14 protein-coding genes and 1 pseudogene are annotated in these 17,552 nt (G+C 36.3%); 9 read left to right on the forward strand and 6 right to left on the reverse strand.

The features are described 5' to 3' along the window. Positions 1-32: 32 nt before the first annotated feature. Entirely contained in the window at positions 33-1,268 is a 1,236-nt protein-coding gene (gltS, locus tag ASC84_RS10930) for a sodium/glutamate symporter (protein ID WP_004819437.1), read from the reverse strand. A 548-nt stretch (positions 1,269-1,816) separates the two neighbouring features. Continuing rightward, positions 1,817-3,061, reverse strand: coding sequence for a DcaP family trimeric outer membrane transporter (locus tag ASC84_RS10940; protein WP_056514574.1), 1,245 nt, complete (start codon positions 3,059-3,061; stop codon positions 1,817-1,819). A gap of 418 nt (positions 3,062-3,479) precedes the next feature. Between ASC84_RS10940 and ASC84_RS10945 the strand changes: the two are divergent. The 6 genes and pseudogenes from ASC84_RS10945 (at position 3,480) to ASC84_RS10970 (ending at position 9,365) form a co-directional block, all read left to right on the forward strand. Next, positions 3,480-4,183 (forward strand): annotated as a pseudogene (locus tag ASC84_RS10945) (nitroreductase). Between the two features lie 587 nt (positions 4,184-4,770). Beyond that, on the forward strand, positions 4,771-5,664 hold the full coding sequence (locus tag ASC84_RS10950) for a phosphoribosyltransferase family protein (protein WP_056514577.1): 894 nt from the start codon (positions 4,771-4,773) through the stop codon (positions 5,662-5,664). 18 nt (positions 5,665-5,682) lie between these two features. After that, complete coding sequence (locus tag ASC84_RS10955; RefSeq protein ID WP_056514581.1) at positions 5,683-7,179, forward strand: nicotinate phosphoribosyltransferase; 1,497 nt, start codon at positions 5,683-5,685, stop codon at positions 7,177-7,179. 164 nt (positions 7,180-7,343) lie between these two features. Beyond that, entirely contained in the window at positions 7,344-8,084 is a 741-nt protein-coding gene (locus ASC84_RS10960; RefSeq protein WP_056514584.1) for an NUDIX domain-containing protein, read from the forward strand. 31 nt (positions 8,085-8,115) lie between these two features. After that, positions 8,116-8,778: a DUF2625 domain-containing protein gene (locus ASC84_RS10965; RefSeq protein WP_004722708.1), complete on the forward strand. Its 663-nt coding sequence runs from the start codon at positions 8,116-8,118 to the stop codon at positions 8,776-8,778. 17 nt (positions 8,779-8,795) lie between these two features. Continuing rightward, positions 8,796-9,365 (forward strand): hypothetical protein, encoded by a 570-nt coding sequence (locus ASC84_RS10970; RefSeq protein ID WP_056514586.1) that lies wholly within the window; start codon positions 8,796-8,798, stop codon positions 9,363-9,365. Positions 9,366-9,416: 51 nt separating this feature from the next. On the opposite strand, the gene ASC84_RS10975 is transcribed toward ASC84_RS10970, so the two are convergent. Both ASC84_RS10975 and ASC84_RS10980 read right to left on the reverse strand, forming a co-directional pair. After that, entirely contained in the window at positions 9,417-9,911 is a 495-nt protein-coding gene (locus ASC84_RS10975; protein ID WP_004722712.1) for a hypothetical protein, read from the reverse strand. Next, positions 9,912-10,541, reverse strand: a complete 630-nt coding sequence (locus tag ASC84_RS10980; RefSeq protein WP_056514589.1) for a hypothetical protein — start codon at positions 10,539-10,541, stop codon at positions 9,912-9,914. It lies immediately after the preceding gene. Between the two features lie 106 nt (positions 10,542-10,647). Here ASC84_RS10980 and ASC84_RS10985 point away from each other — a divergent pair, with 106 nt between their 5' ends. From ASC84_RS10985 to ASC84_RS10995, 3 genes are all read left to right on the forward strand, one after another. Continuing rightward, positions 10,648-11,025 (forward strand): VOC family protein, encoded by a 378-nt coding sequence (locus tag ASC84_RS10985; RefSeq protein ID WP_056514592.1) that lies wholly within the window; start codon positions 10,648-10,650, stop codon positions 11,023-11,025. 209 nt (positions 11,026-11,234) lie between these two features. Beyond that, positions 11,235-12,488, forward strand: a complete 1,254-nt coding sequence (locus ASC84_RS10990) for an exonuclease SbcCD subunit D (protein ID WP_056514596.1) — start codon at positions 11,235-11,237, stop codon at positions 12,486-12,488. Between the two features lie 9 nt (positions 12,489-12,497). Beyond that, positions 12,498-16,094, forward strand: coding sequence for an AAA family ATPase (locus tag ASC84_RS10995; RefSeq protein WP_056514599.1), 3,597 nt, complete (start codon positions 12,498-12,500; stop codon positions 16,092-16,094). A 46-nt stretch (positions 16,095-16,140) separates the two neighbouring features. On the opposite strand, the gene ASC84_RS11000 is transcribed toward ASC84_RS10995, so the two are convergent. Then, the gene (locus ASC84_RS11000; protein WP_004819412.1) at positions 16,141-16,539 is read right to left on the reverse strand and encodes a hypothetical protein; all 399 of its coding nucleotides are present in this window, start codon (positions 16,537-16,539) and stop codon (positions 16,141-16,143) included. A gap of 101 nt (positions 16,540-16,640) precedes the next feature. Continuing rightward, the gene (locus ASC84_RS11005) at positions 16,641-17,396 is read right to left on the reverse strand and encodes a hypothetical protein (RefSeq protein ID WP_056514602.1); all 756 of its coding nucleotides are present in this window, start codon (positions 17,394-17,396) and stop codon (positions 16,641-16,643) included. Positions 17,397-17,552: the final 156 nt, after the last annotated feature.

The raw sequence follows: 17,552 nt of genomic DNA on the forward strand, positions 1-17,552 counted from the left end.
CAGTGATATCACTGGCTTTTTAAATCTAAAATTTAAGCGATAAATTTTAGAATTAACTGAATCACTGTGGCATTAATTAAGTCGACAAAAAAAGCACCACAAAGCGGAACAATCAAAAATGCTTTATGTGAAGGACCGTACATATTGGTAATGGCCTGCATATTTGCAACAGCTGTCGGTGTTGCACCCATACCAAAACCACAATGCCCTGCGGCCAATACCGCTGCATCATAATTTTTCCCCATTACACGGAATGTCACGAAAGCAGCATATAAAGCCATCGTTAATGTTTGCGCACTCAGAATAATCACCAATGGCCCGGCTAAATCTGCTAATTGCCAAAGTTTTAATGAAAGTAAAGCCATCGCTAGATAAAGTGACAATGCTGCGTTACCAAACACATCGATCGCACGATCGAACATTTTAACTCTTAAAATGCCTTCGAGTACATTTCGAAGAATAACACCGCCAGCGAGTGCCCAAACAAATGTTGGCAGCTCAAACCATTGTCCTTTACTGTAACCTGTCATGAATTCAGCAAAAGCCAGACATGCTGCAAAAAGTCCCAATGTTGTAATCGCATTATCTGCAGTAATCAAACGGACTTGATGTGGATATTCAAAGGGAACATATTCACCAAGATCAGAAACAGCTTGCTGATTGGTCTCATCCACTTCTTTTTGTGTTTTTGGATTAGATAACTGATAACGGTTAATCAGTAACTTGGCTAATGGACCACCGATGATTCCACCAATAATTAAACCAAAGGTTGCGCTTGCCATACCCAAAGCCAATGCACCTTGGATACCATGCTGGGTTTCTAAAATCTCACCCCAAGCACCTGCTGTACCATGTCCACCTGTAAGGGTAATTGAACCCGCAATCAAACCAATCAGCGGATCTAGACCCATGGCCGTTGCCAACCCAATCCCAACAAAGTCTTGTACGACAATAAATGAGGCAACACAGATTAAAAAAACGACTAAACCAAAACCGCCTTCTTTTAATTTTGCAAAATTTGCACTTAAACCAATCGAAGCGAAAAATACCAACATGAAACTGGTTTGCAATTCACTACTCGTGGTAATGCTATAGCCCCAGAAATTATGGATGAGTAAAGACAAAATTGCGGCAACAAGTCCCCCAGCAACAGGTTCTGGAATATTATATTTACGGAGAAAATCAATCTTATTGACCAGGAAACGACCCAATAACAATACGATGACCGCTGCAATCAACGTATAGAAGGCATTAAAAGAAAATTCCATAAGTAATTGTCCATTCTTTGGCTAGATTTTTTGTTGTATAGATATAGAAATGCTATTCCATAGTAGCAGACTTAAAATCACTCAGATTTAGTGATTACCTAATTGCCTGATATATACAACAAAAAATTAAAATAAAATGCAGATTTTCAACATTGAAAATCAAATAGGCTCATCGCGATAAATACATTAGCGATTAGATATAAACAGAATTGCAATGCTGCAAAAATTTAGAAAAGAAAATGGTCATGATGTTACTCCTATTATTGATAAAAGATCATTTCATCAAACAATGAGAAATACAGTCCTCATAAGTCATTCGCTTTACAAGAACAGGCCAAAACAGGTCATTTATCTATACGATAATATGAACATAGAAAAAAAGTGGGTTAATTATGCATTTTTTTAAGCAAATGTCTTATGTTTTTACAATATTATTCATTATTTGAAATGATATTGATTTGATGATTATTTTTAATATGAATACTCAGGTATTAAAAAACCGAGGATCATTCCTCGGCTTTTTGGATCAATAAATTTCTAAGTTAAAATTAGAAATTGTATTTCGCCATTAAACCTACACGGTTATCTTTATAAGATTGACCCGCAAAAGTTTCACGCTTACCGTTGATATACTCGATACCTAAATCAATCGGTTTAGCTGGTGAATAAATCACATTTAACCAAGCTTGTTGAATTTTTTCATTTGCAGTTTGGTTTGCTTTGGCAAAATCTGTACCGTTGTCAGCAAACAATGCACCATACGCTAAAGTTGAACGCAAGTTAGGTAAGATTTTATAGGTTCCACCCACTTGAAGTGCAGTGAATTCATTCTGTTCAATATCACCATTTACAACAGCATACGCATTGTTACTACCGTATAGGTAATTGCTATTACCAACCACATAAGATGCATCAGCAAAAAGTTTTAAAGGTTCAATTACTTTAAAGTCTGTACCAAGTGCAACACCCCAACCAGTCTTGTCTTTGCCAGCATTGTTATCTTTATAGTTTTCTACTAATACACGTGCAGATGCATTACCGTTGCCATCAGCATATGATTGTGTAATTTTACCTGTTAACACAGGAAGACTATATTTAACTGCTGTACCTGTAGCCCCAGCACTATTACCTTCTTCAGCAGCAACCAATAATTTTGTAGTTGGTGCCAAATTGTATGCATAACGTACTTGTGGAATACGTGTAGTACCACCACCAGCGTTAGTTGCAAAGTCAATCATTTCTGGTGCATGACTAGACAAGAAGTTAGATGTTGTTTGACCGAACAACCAGTTGTTATAGGTTAAATAAGCATGACGAATACGAAGGTTTTCATTTACACCATTACCTGCAAAGTCAACTTCAACTTTACCACCAACTTTAGCATCACCTACTGGCGTATTAAAATCTAAACCGATACGTGTTGTTTTTGCTGTAGCACGGAGTTTATCTTTCGCTTCGCCAGTGGTTGAACTGATTTTGTTGAAGTCGTCATCACCGCCTTCAATGATATAGTTCGCATCACCACGGACAAAACCATAAATGTTGATATCTGCACCAGACTTAGACTTTAAGCCAACTGAAGAAGAAGATGGCGCTGCTTGAACTTTAGATTCAACTAACCTTACTTGCTGCTGTTGCTGTTGAAGAAGTGCTTTTAATTCTTGAACTTCATTGCGTAATTGTTGAATCTCTTGACTGTCAGTAGCAGCTTGAGCTGTATTTACCATCAAAGCTGTTACTGTTAATGCTAAACTTTTGACGATCAATGACTTGCGATTTGTGAATAGACTCATGAAATACTCCTAGCCTTATTTATGATGTGCATCCGTACAATTTGATCTTTTAACCCCAATACTTTGCTAAAAAATCAATTTTTCTTGTTTTCTTCAGTAGTTTCTCAGACACCACATAAAAAAAACTTTGCACATATATGCTTGCTATTAAATTATGAAAGCGTTGAAACTAAGTTAAAACCCAAAAGTAACAATTTGTGTATAATTCTTACACCTTTGTAATCTAGCGTAACTCAACCCCTTTATTAAATCAGTTTTATCGAATAAGACTTTAATTTCAATTCTTTTTTCAGATTAGTATTTCTATAATCATTATATAATCTAAGGCTTAGCTAAAATTTCAAAAAATGAATATAACGCTTCTACGACTATCGTATATAGTTTATTTGATGGAAAACTAGACCATTAAAGGATTTTTATGTTTTTCGAACAGGTTCAAGTGATAGATCAAGTAATTACAAGCCGTCATTCAGTACGTGCTTTTTTGGATAAACCTATCGATTTAGCCATTATTAAAGATATTTTAAATGTTGCATGTCGTGCACCATCTGGAGCAAATACCCAACCGTGGAAAGTATATGTAGTCACAGGCAATAAACGCCAAGAAATGATTGACCGAGTTTGTGCTGCTCAAATCGAATTATTTACTCGACCAGAACTTGCTGATCAGCATACAGCGAGTTTTTCATACTACCCGACCACTTGGATTTCACCATTTATCGATCGTCGTCGTGAAAATGGTTGGGGGCTATATGGACTTTTAGCGATTCAAAAAAGTGAAAAAGAAAAATGGCTGCACAACATTTAAGGAATTATCAGCTTTTTGATGCACCTATTGTGCTGTATTTTACTGTAAATAAAATTATGGGAATTGGCGCTAAAATGGACATTTCCATGATGGTGCAAAATGTCATGATTGCAGCCAAAGCTCGCGGTATAGACAGTTGTCCTCAAGCTGCATGGAATCATTTTCATCGTATCGTCTTAGAGGTACTCAATGCGCCTGACGATGAAGAGTTAGTCTGTGCTGTTGTGTTGGGTTATGCCGATCCAGATCATATGGTAAATACATTTATTACCCCGCGTGAACCTGTTGAAAACTTTACCGTGTTCTTGGATTAGAGCAGCTTTATTTAACTGCCTTCAATAATTTAAGTCATTTTAAAATATTTTTATTCGGCTTCTTTCAAAAGCCCTTTTTAAAACTGAGTTCAACATAAAAGTTCCTCATCCTAACCTTCTCCAAAGGTGGAGAAGGAACTTTCAATACCAATATGATTTACTCCACATGAGCATTTTTTTAATTTTTAAAAAATCTATTCTTCTGTATCAGTTGATACAAGCATATTTCAACGAATGAATCATCCCACCTGGCTTGTTAAAGTACATGTTTTCTTATACTAAGGGCTTTTTATCGTAGCTGTCTTTATATAGCTATCGTCTTTTAGCGATCCCCTGCTGTTTCTTACATAATAAATGTCTAGGGATTAAAACCTGTTAAATCTCGAATAATAGACAGCATTAAAAATCAGCATGTTCCCACTCATTTAAAATTACACAATAAAAACAAATACTTAATAAAATAAATTCATTTTAATGGTCTCTAAAACCGCAGTTTGTAATCTTTTGTAAAGTAATATTGATAATTAAATAGGCTTTATGACACTATATATGTATTGGCAATAAGCCACCTTATAGGTATAAGCAACATGTCTATCCAAGTCAAAGATTCAAATAACAATATTATCCCTATTCAAAATATCCAGTTTGCGGGTGGTGAACGACATGTTCAAATTTCAGCAGATATATTAAAAACATTGAAAGGGCAAATTCAGATTCAAGCCAAAATCAGTAACACGCAAGATTTGATGGATTACTTGTTAATTGAAAATGTATTACTCAATCAAGGTTTAGAAATTGATTTGGAAATCCCCTATTTCCCATACGCACGCCAAGATCGAATCTGTGCGATGGGACAGGCATTCTCATTAGAACTGATGACAAAATTATTAAATATCAATACTGAGCAATTTCCACAACAGCGTAAATCAATCAAAGTTTGGGATGCACATAGTTGTGTTACTGAAAAACTTTTAAATGAAAACACCCATTTCTTTGAGATTGAGAATGTTCAACCAAGTGAAATCATTCTGCAAAATTCAAAGTTACAAGACATTTTAATTGCTCAAGACACCGTTTTAATCTGTCCAGATGCAGGTGCAAAACAACGGACCAAAATGATTGCCAAAGTCATCAATAGCTTAAGAGATCACGAAATCGAAATGGTCTACTGTGAAAAAAAACGTGATGCCGTCACAGGAAAAATTCAGAATGCTCAAGTCAATGCAACTGATTTAACTGGCAAAACAGCTGTGATCACGGACGATATTTGTGATGGTGGTGCAACTTTTATTGGTATTGCACAAGAGTTAAAAAAAATAAATTGCCAACATGTGATTTTGTATGTGACTCACGGGATCTTTAGTAAAGGTATGCACGTATTTGAAGGCTTGGTTGACCAAATTTTTACCACGACGAGCTTTCCACAAACTGAACACCCAAATCTAAACGTCATTTCATTTAGTCGTTTCAATTCATTTTAATTATTTTGGAGAATAAGAATGAGCTTAAAAATCAATCCACTGAATGCAATCGACTTTTATAAAGCAGATCACAGACGTCAGTACCCTGCTGGCACAGAATATGTTTATGCCAATTTCACGCCACGCTCTTCTCGTTTAGCAAAAATGTTGCCTGATTTCGACGATAAAATCGTGTTCTTTGGCTTACAAGGCTTTATCAAACACTTTTTGATCGAGACGTGGAATGAAGGTTTTTTCCAACAAGATAAGGCAAAAGTCATTGCTAGATATAAACGTAGAATGGATAACGCATTGGGTGACGGCGCAGTACCAGTCGATCATATCGAAGCTTTATATGACTTAGGCTATTTACCAATCCGAATCAAGGCGCTAGAAGAAGGCAGTCGTGTCAATATAAAAGTACCTGTACTCACTATTGTAAATACCCTGCCTGAGTTCTTTTGGTTAACCAACTACTTAGAAACAGTACTCAGCGCTGAATTATGGAAAAGCTGTACGACAGCAACGATTGCATTTGAATACAAACGCTTACTGACAGCATATGCGATTAAAACAGGTGCACCTTTAGACTTCGTTGCTGTACAAGGCCATGATTTTAGTAGTCGCGGCATGAGTGGGATTTATGATGCCACACAAAATGGTGTAGGGCATTTAACCAGCTTTATCGGTACAGATGCGGTTTCAGCGATTGATTATGCAGAAGAATATTACGATGCGGAAGACATTGTTGGCGTTTCGGTTCCAGCAACCGAACATAGTGTGATGTGTATGGGCAGTGAAGACAATGAAATTGAAACTTTTAGACGTTTAATCACAGAGCTTTATCCATCAGGTGTGGTCAGTATCGTATCAGATACTTGGGATTTTTGGCGAGTGATTACAGAATTTTCTGTGGAGTTAAAAGACGAAATTCTAGCTCGCCAGCCAAATGCTTTAGGTTTGGCTAAATTGGTTTTCCGTCCTGACTCTGGTGATCCTGTAAAAATCATTTGCGGTGACCCAGAAGCTGAAATGGGCAGTCCAGCTTATAAAGGCGCTGTGCAATGTTTATGGGAAATCTTTAGCGGAACCGAAACAGATCAAGGCTATAAAGTTTTAAATGAGCGCGTTGGTTTGATTTATGGTGACTCGATTACTTTGGAACGTGCTTTAAATATTATTCAAGGGCTGGAAGCTAAGGGCTTTGCTTCAAATAATCTGGTCTTTGGCATCGGTAGTTATACTTATAATTATTTAACACGTGACACATTTGGCTTTGCAGTTAAAGCGACTTGGGGACAAGTCAACGGTGTTCCACGTGAATTGTTTAAAGATCCAATCACTGATTCTGGTATAAAGAAATCTGCCAAAGGTTTACTTCGTGTAGAAAAAACTGAGGATGGCTTTGTATTATTTGATCAACAAACCATGGAACAAGAACAACAAGGTGAGTTAAAAACGGTGTTTGAAGATGGGCAATTGATTCGAGCATGTCGTTTGAATGAAATTCGGGAACGCTTGGCAAATCAGTTATAACAGCTATTTGCAGAAACCTTGCTTTTATCGCAAGGTTTCTGCGCTTAGAGTACGCCATTATCCATCTCATTTTTACTAAACTTATTTTCTACTTGGCGAATCTCTCCTACCCTGTAATAATCCAAGACAATCCGTTACTTTAATAAAATCAAGCGAGCCTTATAGTGACCTTTAACTCTGAACAGGAATTTCTATCAAACTATAATAAAAAGGATTATGAATCCCCTTTACTTACAGTTGATATGGCGATTTTTTCTGTTGATGCGAGTCAACTACAGGTTTTATTGATTAAACGTTCTAATTTCCCACAGAAAGATAAATGGGCACTCCCAGGTGGTTTTGTCGATTTGTCTAAAGATCAAGATTTGATGGCAACAGCACATCGTAAATTGGTTGAAAAAACTGGACTTCAATCACCGCATTTGGAACAAGTTGCGACGGTTGGCAATGCAACACGTGATCCTCGTGGGTGGGCTGTAACAGCTTTATATTTTGCCCTGATTGATTTCAAAGCATTCCAACAGATTGCCACTGAACAAAATGAATATAGCGAGTGGGTTTCAATTGCTGAGGCAAAAAAATTAGACTTGGCTTTTGATCATTTACAGCTTTTAGATATGGCTGTTGACCGTTTAAGCAGTAAGGCACGTTATACTGCCTTACCCGTCAGTTTGATGCCTCAACTGTTTACTTTGACTGAGCTACAGCAGATTTATGAAATTATTTTAGGGCAAAGCCTAGAAAAGAAATCATTTAGACGGCGTATGATTGAAGCTGGCGCAGTTGAGGAAACAGACCAAACTAAAATTGCGGGCAAACGTCCTGCTCAATTGTATAAGTTTGCGCTAGAAAGTTATGATTTCCATTTTCCTCGAATTTTGGAGTATCCGAGGGAAACCACTTAAGCGCGTTGTATTATTTGGATAACAGCGAACAATGAAAACTTTAGAACAATTAATCAATATTGAAGATTCAGGCTGGATATTGGTACAAGAATGGATGACTCAAGCCACCAACCATATTGAAGTTTTACCCAAGAACAAATTAAGAGCTGAACAAGAGTTACTGAGCATTCAAGTCACAACACGTTCACCTATGGGTTCAATTATTTATGAAACAGGTGGAATACTGATTGATCATGGATGGTTGAGAATTTTAGCTTCAGGACATCCAAAATTAGATCGTGGTATTACTGAATGGAATCATCATAAAACGTTTCATCAATCTGATCTGGAGCTAACCTATCTACTGATTGCTGATGATGTTTTAGGGGGTTACTTTGCTATCAATAATGGAAAATTAGGTGAAGCAATTGGAAAGATTTACTATTTTGCCCCAGATACATTGGTATGGGAAAATCTTGATGTGAGCTATTCAGAATTTTTGACTTGGGCATTCAATGGAGATATTGCTCAGTTTTATCAAGTATTCCGTTGGCAAAACTGGCAGACAGATCTTCAAAGTCTCAATGGCAACCAAGTCTTTAGTTTTATGCCCATGTTATTTACCAAAGAAGGTAAGGATATCGAACAAGTGGATAAAAAAATTATTCCTATTTCTGAGAGTTATGATTTTCATTTTGCACCGACTTTAAAATAACTGAGAGCAGCAAATCCGTGAGCAATCATCTAAAGTTAATCCGAGCTTTTCCTAAAGCTCTATTAGATGATGTTTTAGTAATATCAAAATACTTAGAAAGTAAAAAAATAAAAATTCATGAAAGCTCTCAATGCGAAGTGTTGATTCATCACGAACATATCGTTGTACCATCAAGGATCTATATAACTCAGTTACAATGTATTGAGTTTCATAATTTTTCTTTAACACAACGTCAAATTCTATGGTGTATTCTTACTCGCCATCACAATGGTTTTGTTCGGCAAAGAGCGCTCGAAAGACTCATTAAAACTGACCTTACAAGTTTTATGATCCCTTTCATTTTTCAGTTATTGGGTGAATATGTTCAAGAAATTTTAGAGGCCATTGAACCGATTCTAGATGCAAATAATCAAGGGCTTTTTGCAGCATTTATGCTGCAAAATCCAAAATATGACCAAACGACTCAAAGTAGAATTGTCAGCTATTGGAATGAGTATTATCGGATTAAATATCCAAATTTTAACGATTTTATTGGTTATAAAATTTTAAATAAGCTTAAGAATTTTGTTCAAAATAATCATCAGTAGAGTTACTCCCCCTTAGCCTGATGAGCTTAAAAATGACAAATCAGATTTAGGCTAATACATATTAGATAAACCAAAAGCTTTGATTAAAAAATGATTTGGATTTTGTTTTTCGGGATTTTTTGAACCAAGCTCTGGTTCAAAATATAAAACCACCTGACTTTTATTGATTTTCACAATTACATTATTCAGTTGTTGATTAAATTTAATGGAATAATCAGCTCTCTGCTTATTTAGAATTTTTAGAAATTTGTCCAAACTCAATTTTTTAAAATTTTGAATCACCCAAGGCTCAACTTTCAAAGTTTTACTCTTTTTTAATTGACGAAACTCATCACAAAAAATAGCGCAAAGTTGCTTTTCAAAAAAATGGAGTTCTATCGTACCTAAACGCCAAAGTTCGGTATAACAATCTATCGTTAAGTGATCATCCGGTTTGGAGAGTTCATTCTTCAAGCATTCTATGGTTTGCCCTAATTCTACAAAATCAAACTTTCCATTTAAAATAAAATCTTTTAAATCAATTTCTAACTTCCGCTTCAATTTCATTTATTGGTTTCCAAAAATAACGACATAAGTCCCTATTTGCATTTTTTCCTCTAAACAACAGACCAGTTTTTCTAAAAAATTCATCACTTTGCTATCGTTAAAATGCAGATCTCTAATTTTTAAGATAATGCCTTGTATGGTATTTTGATCAAAATAATTATCTGAACAAGGATCAAAACTACACTCAAATTCATTTCTCAGTGGGCTAAACAACGGAAATAAAGATCTAAATAGTTTAACGACATAAGCAAAATCATCTTGCGGAATAAAATAAGTTCTATTGTTTTTATCTTGTATCCTCTCTAAGTTTTCATCTTCAGCCCAAATAAAGAAACCCACTTTATCAACATATTTTAGATTTTCATCTATGCTCAATTTGATTGTGCGTTGATTAAATTCATTAATTTTTTGAATGATTTTTTCAAGATTGTGATGATATCTAGGGTCATCATAATATTTTCGTGCAAGCTCCGCTTTACAATCTGTTGCTGCACAAATTTTTTCAATATTCTGCTGATGATAAGCTTGTATGCAATGTTCTATCTCATCATATTGTTTTAATAAAGCGCAAGCATCTGCGATTGAAATGGTAATTTTTGCGCGTAATTCATGTAATTTTTCTTTATCCATAACACATCACTTTTAATTGCCTCATTCTTTCATTTTCAATATTTATACATCACAACTTTGCAAATTCTATTATCTTAATCAAAACATTTAAAATTGGACAATAACAATGAACGCACTAAGCTACTTTGAAATTCAGTCTTCAAATCCTGAGCGTGAAGTTAAATTTTATCATGAAGTTTTCGGTTGGAAATTTAGCAAAGTTGACGGTCTACCCATTCAATATTTTCAAATTGAAACAGCCAACATACATGGTGGCTTATTGGAGCGTCCAGCTCAAACACCACCCACCCATTGTGGAACCAATGCCTTTACCTGTTCCTTTGAAGTTGAAGATTTTGATACGACTGCTGAAAAAATTTTAGCTTTGGGTGGGCAAGTAGCAATGGAGAAATTTGCTATTCCCAATAAATGTTGGCAAGGTTATTTTTTAGATGCAGATCATAATACCTTTGGACTCGTCCAAGTTGATCCCAATGCAAAATAAGCTTGATTGATTGAAAATCTAAATACATGTTCGAAAAAAAACTGTCTATATTCGGCTGCATGAAACAGTTGAAATTAAAAGATAGTGAAAAATTTTTAAGAATTTTTATAAAAAATACAGATCATATTAAGTGATTAAGGCCTTACAGCTGATTTAAGCATTCAATTTGTGCTACCTTAATTTTAAATTCTTTAAGGCTTATCTAACTAATGACTGTACGCTTTCTTCATACTTCAGACTGGCATCTGGGACAATTCTTCTATAACCATTCTCGCCAGTATGAACATGAGCAATTTTTAGCGTGGTTATTAGCTCAAATCAAAGAAAAACAGCCCCATGCCCTATTGATTGCAGGCGATATATTCGATGTCATCAATCCTGCATCTGCTGCGCAGAAACAGCTCTATCAATTCCTAGCCAATGCACATAAGCTTGCCCCACATATGCAAACCTTAATGATTGCAGGTAATCATGATTCAGGTTATCGCATTGAACAGGTTGAGCCCCTGCTTGAAAAATATCACGCCAAAACCGTCGGTGTGATTCATAAAAACAAGCTTGGTCAAATTGATTTAGATCGTTTACTGATTCCAATTTATGATGAACAAAAAAATATTATTGCTTGGTGCCTAAGTTTACCATTTCTGCGCCCAGCCGAAATTACAGGCTTTAATGAACAAACCAATAACAGTCAAAATGCCATTGCCTATTTACATCAACAGGTGATTTCTGAAGCACGAAAAAGAAAGACGGATAATCAAGCCCTTATTCTAATGTCACATGCCCATATGCAAGGTGGAGAAACCTCTGATTCTGAACGGCCTATTATCATTGGCAATGAGGAAGCACTTTCTACCACATTGTTTGAAGATAGCATTGATTATGTTGCACTCGGGCATTTACATAAACCGCAAAAAGTTGGTCAGGAACATATCCGTTATAGTGGTTCACCTATTCCCTTATCCTTTAGTGAAATCAACTATAATCACCAAATTGTCGACGTTAATATTGACCCGCTTAAAACAGATGAGTCACGGGTTTCATTTGAAAGTGTATTTATTCCCCGTAGTGTACAACTACATAAAATTAAAGGGGAATTGAACGAAGTTTTAGCCAAATTAAAGGCCTTAGCAAGTGGTGAAATTGAAAATATTGATCAGCGTGAATATGTCGATATTGAATACCATACCGATGTTCCACCTCCGCCCAATTTGCGCCAACAATTTGAAGATGCCTTACCTAAAAGCCGTTACCGCTTAGTACGCATCTCAAGACAATACTTCGCATCAGAAAAAAATAGCGATGAAATTACTTCAATCAATTTAGAACCACCGACACCAGAAAAACTCTTTCAACAACTTTGGGAAAAAAATGGTTATACCAATGATGATGCGGTCTTGAAAGACTTTTTAAGCTTATTACAAGAAGCCGAAAAAACGCTTGAAAATCAACATGACGCATAGGAGTTTGCCGTGAAAATTTTATCTATACGACTCAAAAATCTCGCGTCTCTTTCGGGTGAACATTTTATAGATTTTGAATCTGAACCTTTAGCTTCAGCAGGTTTAGTGGCGATTGTTGGAAAAACAGGAGCAGGAAAATCAACCATTTTGGATGCCATGTGCCTTGCTCTGTTTAATAAAATCCCACGTTTAAAAGACAGTGATGGTAAATTACAAGATGTTGATGGCTCTGATCTTTTAACCAACTCACCACTGACTGTACTACGCCGTGGTACCGCACACGGCTTTGCTGAATTATGTTTTGTGGCACAAGACCAAAAGCATTATTTGGCACGTTGGGAACTTAAACGTTCCCGTGAAAAAGCAGATGGAAAACTACAAAGTGTCCAACGCTATTTAAAATGCTTAACTGATGGAACAGTAGTAGCAGATAAAGCCAAAGCTGTTGAATCAGCGATCTATAAAATTACCCAACTGAGTTTTGAGCAATTTACCCGTGCAGTTCTTTTGGCACAGTCCGAAGTAACAGCCTTCTTAAAAGCACGTGACAATGAACGTGGTGAATTACTTGAGTATTTAACCAATTCATCCATTTTTGGAAAAGTCGGTCAATTGGCCTACGAAAAAACCAAATTGGTGGCATCAAAACGTAAGGAATTGGAAAATCTTCTCGGCCATATTGAACTCCTCTCTGAGGAAGATGCCGCTGAATTAGACATACAATTCCAACACATCAATCAAGACTATAAAAAACTTGAAGATGAAAAATCGCAACTTGAAAAACAACAGCAATGGTTTGAGCGTAAACAAAAACTGAATGATGAAATTGTCGTTAAGCAACAGTTGCTTGATACACAATTACAAACCCAACAAGGCTTAATCCCTGAGCGTGAACGTTTAAATCGTTTAGAAATATTCTCAGAGATTCGCTCTGGCATTTTTCAAAAGCAACAACTGATAAAAACCGAACAGCAACTCGCACCACAAATTCAAAAACAACAACAGCTTTTTGATGCATTACAAGTTCAATTTGACACTGAAAAGACCCGTTTTCTCCAAACTGAAAGTACTTTAACTGAACAACAAAATTTCGAAAATACCCATCGTGAGTCTTTGAGTGAAGTACGGAAATGTATTCAGGAGCGGGATTTTATTGGGGTCGAATTTAAGAAAATTCAGACCAGATTAAATGATTTAGAATCGTCTAAAACCCCTTTACTCAATCAACAACAACAACTAGAACATCATATTCAGCAGATTACAGAAAAACGAAATCTTTTAAATCAGCAACTTGCAGACACTCAACAGTTCTCAAGTTTGGATAAAGGTTTAACTGCACATGTGCAACAGTTAACTCAATTTATTCAGCACTATCAATCTATTGAAAATCAATTAGGGAATCTGTCTCAAGCTGAAACGAGATTAATTGAGCAAAAAACACAATTACAAGATTCAATTCATCAATTTGGAACTGCGGAGCAACTTGAAACTCAGCTTGAACAAACACGCCAACAACGTGAATCGAAACTGAGCCAACTCAACCAATTGGCTACGTTACAACAAAAATTAGCCCAGTTTTTTGAATTAAAGATTGAATCCCAGCAACTCAATGACCAATTGAATCGTTGCTCAGCGCAATTTCAACAACTTGAAAAAACCACAATACAGGCTGAACAAGATTTCCAAACGGCGAAACAAGCTCGCTTAAAACTGCAAGAGGTTCTACAACAACAACGCTTATTACATACTGAAAATGTAGAACATTTAAGAGCTGAATTAGTAGATGGTCAAGCTTGTGTTGTCTGTGGAAGCATTTCTCATCCCTATCGTCTTGATGATTCTGCTGTATCTAAAGTACTGTTTGAGCTACAACAGCAACAGGAACAACAAGCCACGCTCAAAGAACAACAAACATTTAACATGTGGCAAGCGGCTCAACAAAACTTGACCAAATTAAGTGTCGAACAGGAACAGTTCAAGTCATCTATCCGAAAAGTGTCTGAAAAAATCACGATCACACAACACCAATGTATTGAACAAGGTCAATCTGCCCAAATCCCACTGGACTTAACTCAGACACAATCTAAAATCAAGCAGCAATTGGAGCAACTTACCCAGCAATATCAGTTTGATATTCAACAATTGGAAGCACAATCTAAGCAATGGATTCAAAGCATCAAAATTCAGCAACAATTAACTCAAAGCATTCAACACGCTGAACATTTATTGCAAAATGCCAATAACCTACACAATCAGGTTCAGCATATTGTCAATTGCTTAGCTGACCGTGAAAAAGATACCTGGCAACAGCACAGCGTACAGACTGCACAACATATCTTGAGCCAATTAAATACGCGTACACAACAGCTTGAACAGCTTGAGTTATTGTCGAAACAGCATGATCAATATCTAAAGCAACTCAATACAGCTCAACTCAATATAGAGAATGCAACCAAACAAATTTCTGAAACTGCTCACAGCTTGAACGAGATAAAACTGAAAGGGCAACAAAATACAGAATTGGCGAATCGACTCATTCAAAGCATGACAGGATTAACAGAGATTAAGCCGAATGAATGGTTAACTCAGTATGAGCATGAATACCAGAAAATTCAGATGCTTTACCAACAACAAAAGCAAAGTTTTAATCAATTACGCAATCAATTTGAGCAAGAAAAAAGTCAGCTCGAACAACTCAAAGCCCAGCAACAACACAATCAGAATAACCTCAATCAAGTGAATCAGGATATTCAGCAATGGCTCACTCAGCATCCAGCTTTTCAGGCTAATGATTTAGAGTATTTGGCTCAAATTACTGCGGTACAAGAACAACAGATTCGCCAACAACTGCAACACGCTGAACGAATGTTAAATGAAGCCAACTCAGCACTTAATACCATACAAGAGCAATTAACCGAACATAAGCTTCATCAACCTGAAATTGATTTTGAACAGCTACAACAATTGATTTTGGATAATGCGAATACGCTAAAGACCCAATTTGAAATCCGTGATCAGTTAAAACTCAAACTTGAATTGCATCAGCAAAATGTTGCTAAGCAAAAGCAATTTGCTGATCAGATTCAACAAGTGCAACAGGAAGAACATCGCTGGGGCAAGATTTCAGGCTTAATGGGAGATGCGACCGGTAAGAAATTCCGTGATTATGCACAACAGTATAATCTGGATATTTTACTCGAACATGCCAACCAACAATTGGCGATGTTGTCTCAACGTTATACCTTAAAACGATTAGATAATTCGCTCAGCCTTGCCATCATTGACCATGATATGGATGGTGAAACCCGATCTGTTGCCTCACTTTCAGGGGGGGAGTCGTTCTTGACTGCCCTTGCATTATCTTTGGCAATTGCCAATATGGCATCGGGTTCAATGAAAATTGAATCTCTCTTTATCGATGAAGGTTTTGGAACATTGGATGCATCTTCCTTACATATGGTCATGAATGCTTTAGATCAATTGCAGAATCAAGGGCGTAAAGTTGTATTGATTTCACATATACAGGAAATGCATGAACGTATTCCTGTGCAAATTCAGGTGCGTCCTTTAGGGGCGGGTGCAAGTACGATTGAAGTGGTGAGTTAAAATAAATGAGGAGGACCTCCTCCTCTAAAACCTAAATTCAACGCATTTATTTATGTTCTAAATACGCTTGCTTAGCTTGATCACAAATTTCTTTTTTATCACTTAAGCCTTGTGTAGCTTCTGCTAAAGTTTCATCAAATGTCGTATCAAACTGCTTATAGTCACGATCATATTGAGCCTTATATTTTTGATTATTTTTCATAGCAGTGATCGAGCTTTGTATTGCGACACACATAGGATAAAGCTCAGATTTGTCCTGTATTTGAGTTACGCGTTCAGTTATTTCTTCAATTTTACCAAGGATCGTATCAAAGTTTTCTTGAAATTTGGCATAACTGGGCTGAGGCGTAATAAGGGTTTTATATTGATCTTCAATAGGATTTGCAAATACTTGCATAGATACCATGCCCATTAAGATTACAGTGCATATTTTTAGTAATTTCATTGTATTAAAACTCTTTATAGTTTTCATTTAATTTCATTAAGTTTAAAAATAATAGGCATTCTTTATTTTAAGAATGCCTATTCTCATTATAAATGAATAAATTAACGATCTGCTGGAAATGCATTTGGTGGAGGTGCATATTTACTCACGGGTTTAGCCTCATCTTCTGGTGCTTCCAACTCATATAAAACCGTACCAATTACACCAGCATTCTGAATTGAACCATTCTCTGAATTCGCAGCATACGCATCTTTAGGCTTACTAAAAGTGAAAGAAGCAACAGCAGATTCACTCTTACGGAAACCTTCAATTTTCAAAGAATCATGTGCATGTAATACATAACCAGAATTACTTCGGGATGCCTCACTGCCATCTATGACATCTACACCATCAACACTGGCAACCACTTCAAAGGTTTTCGCTGTGTTATTTTCATACTGAAGTTGATAGCTTTGCCCTTCACGCCCTGACAAATAGTAGCTTTGTCCAACACGATATATTGGAATTCGGTTTCCACGATCATCTACAACAGAAAAACTCACTTTTCCTGCGGCAATAGAAATTGAATTGACCGTTTTACCTTTGTAGTTCTTATCTGCATATTGCACGATAGTTTCAGCAAGAGGTGAATCAGATTTACGCTTTAACTGCACTTCAGTCACATGGGAATCAATTTCATCACCCCACTTTGTGCCTAACTTTTCATCAGCTGCAACTTGATTGTTGGCTGCTTCAGCGGCTGCCTCTGCACTGGTCGCTTCAGTTTGAGATTGTGATGCGCTTTCATCTGATTTTTTCGAACATGCAGCTAGAAAAATACACAACAAAAGGCAGAGAAATATATTTATATTTTTCATTATAAAACCTATTTTAAAGTTTATAAGTTACGTAGATTATTATCAAAGTCATAATATCGTAGCTGTTTTGACTGCGCTATTTTTAAATTATTGCAATTGTGTAACATTATAACATCTCAAAAAAGAGGGATAATGCTATCCCTCTCACTTCTTGAT

The organism is Acinetobacter sp. Root1280, from assembly GCF_001425285.1.
In the GTDB taxonomy this organism is placed as follows: domain Bacteria; phylum Pseudomonadota; class Gammaproteobacteria; order Pseudomonadales; family Moraxellaceae; genus Acinetobacter; species Acinetobacter guillouiae.

Excerpts from the sequence above, each read along its gene's own strand:
- ASC84_RS10955 (WP_056514581.1), top strand. The coding sequence starts at position 5,683 with ATGAGCTTAAAAATCAATCCACTGAATGCAATCGACTTTTATAAAGCA.
- gltS (WP_004819437.1), bottom strand. The coding sequence starts at position 1,268 with ATGGAATTTTCTTTTAATGCCTTCTATACGTTGATTGCAGCGGTCATC.
- ASC84_RS10990 (WP_056514596.1), top strand. The coding sequence starts at position 11,235 with ATGACTGTACGCTTTCTTCATACTTCAGACTGGCATCTGGGACAATTC.
- ASC84_RS10965 (WP_004722708.1), top strand. The coding sequence starts at position 8,116 with ATGAAAACTTTAGAACAATTAATCAATATTGAAGATTCAGGCTGGATA.
- ASC84_RS11000 (WP_004819412.1), bottom strand. The coding sequence starts at position 16,539 with ATGAAATTACTAAAAATATGCACTGTAATCTTAATGGGCATGGTATCT.
- ASC84_RS10980 (WP_056514589.1), bottom strand. The coding sequence starts at position 10,541 with ATGGATAAAGAAAAATTACATGAATTACGCGCAAAAATTACCATTTCA.
- ASC84_RS11005 (WP_056514602.1), bottom strand. The coding sequence starts at position 17,396 with ATGAAAAATATAAATATATTTCTCTGCCTTTTGTTGTGTATTTTTCTA.
- ASC84_RS10975 (WP_004722712.1), bottom strand. The coding sequence starts at position 9,911 with ATGAAATTGAAGCGGAAGTTAGAAATTGATTTAAAAGATTTTATTTTA.
- ASC84_RS10940 (WP_056514574.1), bottom strand. The coding sequence starts at position 3,061 with ATGAGTCTATTCACAAATCGCAAGTCATTGATCGTCAAAAGTTTAGCA.
- ASC84_RS10950 (WP_056514577.1), top strand. The coding sequence starts at position 4,771 with ATGTCTATCCAAGTCAAAGATTCAAATAACAATATTATCCCTATTCAA.
- ASC84_RS10985 (WP_056514592.1), top strand. The coding sequence starts at position 10,648 with ATGAACGCACTAAGCTACTTTGAAATTCAGTCTTCAAATCCTGAGCGT.